Consider the following 5088-nt stretch of genomic DNA (forward strand, 5'->3'; position numbering starts at 1 on the left):
CATCAGGGGAGCTTTGTTGTTATTTAGGGTTAATCCGTATTTATATCACTTTACTTTGTTTTCTGTCTTTAAGGTGGGTAAAATCGCGGCTCTTGTGCTTCAGAAGTGAGGCTGCTAACTAATATTTTTAAGGTTGTAACCTCAATGGCAACTATCTTTTCTTTCTTTTCTGGTTCTGGATTTTTAGATTTGGGTTTTGAAAAATCTGGATTCAGTGTGGATTTCGTCAATGAGTTTCACCCACCATTTTTAGATGCTTATAAATATTCTAGAAAAAACATGGATATGCCGGAGCCTAAGTATGGTTATTACTTAAACAGCATTGAAGAATTTGTTAACGGTGGTAATAAATCTGAAAGCCTTGAGGAGAGCGTGCGTAAATCTCAATCAGAGGGTGAACTTGTAGGCTTTATTGGTGGACCTCCTTGTCCTGACTTCTCTGTTGGGGGTAAGAATCGAGGTCAAGAAGGTGAGAACGGTAAACTAACTAGAACATACATTGAATCTATAGTTGAGCATAAACCAGATTTTTTCCTTTTTGAGAATGTGAAAGGTTTGTGGCGTACAACTCGCCATCGTGCTTTTTACGAAGAAATGAAGTCGCTTTTGAGAGATCATGGATATGTTTTAACCGATCACCTCATTAATAGTATTCGGTATGGTGCGGCTCAAGATAGAGATCGCATTTTATTATTCGGTATTAAAATTGAACATGTTAAACACATGCTTAGTGATCATGAATGTGAAAATCTTGAGATTAATGACGAGTTGTTCAATTGGGAAACTAGAACTACTTATACATTAGAGCAGTCATTGAAGTTAGACTCGTGGCCTGAAACTGAAGCTTTTTCGGAAGGAAGCTTGACGACGATGCCTACTAACATAGTTAAAGAGCTTACTATTGAGCATTGGTTTCAAAAAAATGATGTCACTAAGCACCCTAATGCAATACATTTTTTTAAGCCTAAGTCAGCTAAATTTAAAGAAATATATGAAGGTGACGTGGGTAAAAAATCTTTTAAGCGCTTACATCGTTGGAGATATTCCCCTACAGCTGCATACGGTAATAATGAAGTTCACTTGCATCCTTATGAGGCTCGACGATTGAGTGCTGCGGAGGCATTAGCCATTCAGTCCTTGCCTGTTGAATTTGCCTTACCACCAACAATGACTTTGAGTAATATGTTTAAAACGATAGGTAATGGTGTGCCATATGTCGCTGCTTTAGGGATTGCGAATACAATCAATGACTTTTTGGCTAAGATTCGTTAACTAATTATTGTTTTGAATAAGGTGAGTTAGTTCCGACTTGATCTTAACTAATTCACTTTATTTCTTTGACTTTAGTTGACAGTCTCTAGGAATGAGTGAAAGAACTTAATGTTATCGATGCCTTTTAAATTTCTTTTACAAAGCAGGTACATATCTTCGACAGCTGAATAAGGTAAGTACTTAATGTTCATATCTTGAAATTGAGGTACGTTCGCTTTTCGCATAACTTGCTCTCGGATTTCATCAGGTGCTGCTACAATATACGTCATATGTGCTAACTCAGGGGCTTCTTTCAGAAAACCTTTCATTCTAGTTAAACCAGATGTAACGCCTGTACTATGCTCTATCTCAATTATGGCTGGAATTTTTTTTCCGTCTTCACTGAACCAAATACAGTCGATTAAATCTCCTGCTGGGGCTGCATTCGGGTATCCTTGAAGGGCAGGTGTATTAGCCATATCTTTCATCACAGAGTCGATTTCTATCAGTTTTTTGTTGTCATATTGAATACTGTGATCATTTCTGGCTACCCAAGATTTTAATCCCATAGCTTCAGCTGACTTAACTAATAAAATCTGGATTTGTGCATGGCGTCTTTGAACTTCAACATCTATTTCTTTGCTTTTAGATGCTGAGTTTAATTCCAAAGCATCAAAATATACTTCACGATCCACCTCTGAAATGATCATGTTGTTTACTTCTTTTATTTCCATTTTACCCATTTTATGAGGTGAATCTGGGCAGAAAATTAAATGTTTGTGCCCTTCTTTTACTTTCGTATCAGGCCCAATTTTGTCGAGTCTTCCGGGGAAGCAAAGATAAAATTGTGGTGTATGTAAAAGAAGTACCTCTAGGGCTGAACGCGTGTTGTAACTTCCGCCAAAAACTCTATCAACATTTATTGGTTTATTTGGTTTTAATGCGCTAGCTAGTCTCCAGAGCATTTGAGTTGAGATCGGTTCTTTTTTCTTGTGTTCAGGAGTTTGACCTTTGTGCGGGTTCCAGCGCTTTATATATATCGGTCCTTCAGGAAGCTTTGCTTCCACGATCATGATTTTTGTTTGAGTCTCTTTGGTAGGGTAGTCATAGATGTTGTTTTTGCTCAGTGAATTGATCGCTGACACCAAGTTTGCGGCAGTAAGCTGAATAGTACTCATACAAAAATCTCTAAATTAGCTAGTTTATTGTTTCATGCCTGGGGTAGCTTATGTTGGTTAAGTTCTTACTCGTCGTTCTCTTTTAGAGTGCCGATAGCATGAGTTTCTTCTGTTTTGAGAAAGAGATGCTTTCTTCTGTTTATTTTTCCATGCTCTACAAACGGTAGGTTTGCAATAAGTGTTTCTGGAACATTGCGTCTACTGCCACTGTTCTCGAGTGCGGCATCGGCATGTACGACGTTGCTTTCTTGGAGTTGTTCGAAAACTGCTTTCGCTCTTCTGTGTGTCTCCGTAAACACATTTCCATCAGAACATAGAACTGTATACTCTTCCCCTGAAACGAACTCAACGATCAAATCGGCCTTTCCTGATATACTATGAAGTGTTGCTCCTTCGTATTCTTTTAGCAGTGGAATGATATCTGTTTCGTAATCCATAGATTTTTCCTTTTGTTTTTGAATCAATGCAATTTAAATGAGCATTGATTCATACTGATTGAAAGGAACAATATAGACATAAAGCTCTTTGTGTTCAATCGATTGTGTATGTTATCTAGACGGAACCTATTACCGCTCGATAATCTTAGAGTTAGATAAAACTTAGGTGCGCATGTCATTTGATTATTTGGAAGTGGTAGATGAAATAGAAAAACAGGATACGTTATGGTGGTATGCAATTATCTGTTTCTGTGCTCAACGCCTGTAAACTAAATCCAACACGATCCCTGCCGAATGTAAAAAAGATCCAATAAAATGCAAGTGTTGATAGATATTTCAAAGAGATTGCGGGTGATTCAAAATCCGTTGCCTTCGGGCGTGGCGGTTCAAGTCCGCCTACCGGTACCATATTCTATATAGCAAAGCCTCGACTCATGTCGGGGCTTTGTTGTATCTAGAATCTTCGAACTTTTTCACACATTTTAAACACACTGAACAAATTCCCTTAATAGTACTATTTACATCACTTTTATTGATTCGATCCTATTTGGAAGAATGCCGCTAAAAAGTGAGACAATGATGATTTTGAAAATTAGATCATCTAATATTGTTGATAATGAATTTTTCAATGATGTTGTATAGATAGTGGCAAGTATAAAAATTACAGTGGATCGTATTCAGCCGGGGTTACATATTCGTCTTCCAGTTAAATGGAATGAACACCCGTTTTTGTTTAATAGCTTTAAGGTTAAAAACCAAGAGCAAATCCAACTTATACGCCACCTCGGTATACAGCACGTCTATATAAATCCTAGCCAAAGCGATACAAAGCCTCTTCCACCAAATCAAAAGATTGAGAATTCATCCTCTTCTGATAAAGAGATCGATCTTGAAGCTCAAAAAATGTGGAAGGAAAAAGAGAAAAGGATTGAAAAGTTGAGCTCTTATCGACGAAGAGTGATTAATTGCGAAAAAGAGTTCGAACGTTCTTTGGCAAGAATGCGTTCCGTGATGGTGAAAATTCGTAATCGACCTGCTGATGCAGTGGGAGAGGCGAGCTTATTAATTGAAGATATTGTTGATAAATTGCTTTCTGACGATAGCGTTACTTTACACTTGATGAACGGAAAAAGTGAATTTGAAGATATCTATTTTCATGCATTAAATGTTGCCGTTATTTCGATGATGGTTGGCAAAGCTAAAGGTTATGATTCTGCAAAAATAAAAGAGCTTTCCTTTGCTGCGTTATTCCATGACATGGGGAAAATTAAAATCCCAACTGCAATTCTTAGGAAGCAAACTCAGCTCACTGAACCTGAAAAGAACTATTTAAAGTTACACACCAAATATGGGTTAGATTTAGCTAGCCATATAGATGACTTCCCTGAAAGTGCAAGATTGGTCATCGATCAACATCATGAAATGAATGATGGCTCTGGTTATCCTAATGGATTAAAAGAGGATAGCATTGATGAGCTTGCGCAAATCGTAGCTGTCGCTAATGCATTTGATAATCTTTGTCATCCTAATATACCGTCAGAGCAAAAAATCCCATATATAGCTTTATCTCATTTATATAAAAACTGTAAGCACCTTTATAGTAATGAAAATCTGAACATTTTAATCAAGTTCATGGGCGTTTTTCCGCCAGGAACTGTGGTTCAGCTTTCTAATGACATGATTGGGTTGGTGATATCTGTGAATTCAAAGAATATCCTTTATCCTAATGTTCTAATGTATGATGCAAATGTGCCAAGAACTCAAGCTCCTATTATTGAGCTCGCAGGGAAAGACCTGAAAATAGTAAATGCTATTTCACCAAATAAGCTGCCAGATAAAGTCCGTGAGTATTTGAACCCTCGCTCACGTATTTCCTACTTTTTTGATAGTGATGATTAGTTATCCACAGCTTTTTGTGTGTAAGTTGTGCTCAAGATGTGTCCGGGTTGTGGGGGATATCTAGGTCGGTTTTTTTTTGTCCAATCAGACCTTTTTTACAAGAAAAATGCTTATTTACGCTTGCTAATGTGATTCCGATCCCTATAATGCGTCCTCACTGACACGGCAGAGCCCACAAGGGTTCAAGCGCAATGTCAGTTAGGCTTCTAGCTTAAAAAGATAAATTTGAGAAAGTGTTTGACACTCTCGTTTATCCCGCTAGAATAGCCGCCTCTTCAAGGGAAGCTTAGCAACTTAAGAAGAGAAGCTCTTTAACAATTTAG

General features: G+C 37.6%; 4 protein-coding genes. 2 read left to right on the forward strand and 2 right to left on the reverse strand.

Annotation, left to right across the window (positions count from 1 at the left end; all coding sequences use genetic code 11):
* Positions 1 to 144 precede the first annotated feature (144 nt).
* Positions 145 to 1272, forward strand: a complete 1128-nt coding sequence (locus tag FCV43_RS09005; protein WP_136994942.1) for a DNA cytosine methyltransferase — start codon at positions 145 to 147, stop codon at positions 1270 to 1272.
* Positions 1273 to 1343: 71 nt separating this feature from the next.
* Here the strand turns inward: FCV43_RS09005 and FCV43_RS09010 are convergent, their stop codons facing one another.
* Together FCV43_RS09010 and FCV43_RS09015 are read right to left on the reverse strand one after the other, a co-directional pair.
* Positions 1344 to 2429, reverse strand: a complete 1086-nt coding sequence (locus FCV43_RS09010) for a restriction endonuclease (protein WP_102381650.1) — start codon at positions 2427 to 2429, stop codon at positions 1344 to 1346.
* A 65-nt stretch (positions 2430 to 2494) separates the two neighbouring features.
* Positions 2495 to 2866, reverse strand: coding sequence for a hypothetical protein (locus FCV43_RS09015; RefSeq protein ID WP_136994943.1), 372 nt, complete (start codon positions 2864 to 2866; stop codon positions 2495 to 2497).
* Positions 2867 to 3511: 645 nt separating this feature from the next.
* Here FCV43_RS09015 and FCV43_RS09020 point away from each other — a divergent pair.
* Positions 3512 to 4765: an HD-GYP domain-containing protein gene (locus FCV43_RS09020; RefSeq protein ID WP_029203277.1), complete on the forward strand. Its 1254-nt coding sequence runs from the start codon at positions 3512 to 3514 to the stop codon at positions 4763 to 4765.
* Positions 4766 to 5088: the final 323 nt, after the last annotated feature.

It is taken from the genome of Vibrio genomosp. F6 (assembly GCF_005146325.1).
GTDB classification, from domain to species: domain Bacteria; phylum Pseudomonadota; class Gammaproteobacteria; order Enterobacterales; family Vibrionaceae; genus Vibrio; species Vibrio cortegadensis.

Coding starts and splice junctions, on each gene's coding strand:
- FCV43_RS09005 (WP_136994942.1), top strand. CDS start 145: ATGGCAACTATCTTTTCTTTCTTTTCTGGTTCTGGATTTTTAGATTTG.
- FCV43_RS09010 (WP_102381650.1), bottom strand. CDS start 2,429: ATGAGTACTATTCAGCTTACTGCCGCAAACTTGGTGTCAGCGATCAAT.
- FCV43_RS09015 (WP_136994943.1), bottom strand. CDS start 2,866: ATGGATTACGAAACAGATATCATTCCACTGCTAAAAGAATACGAAGGA.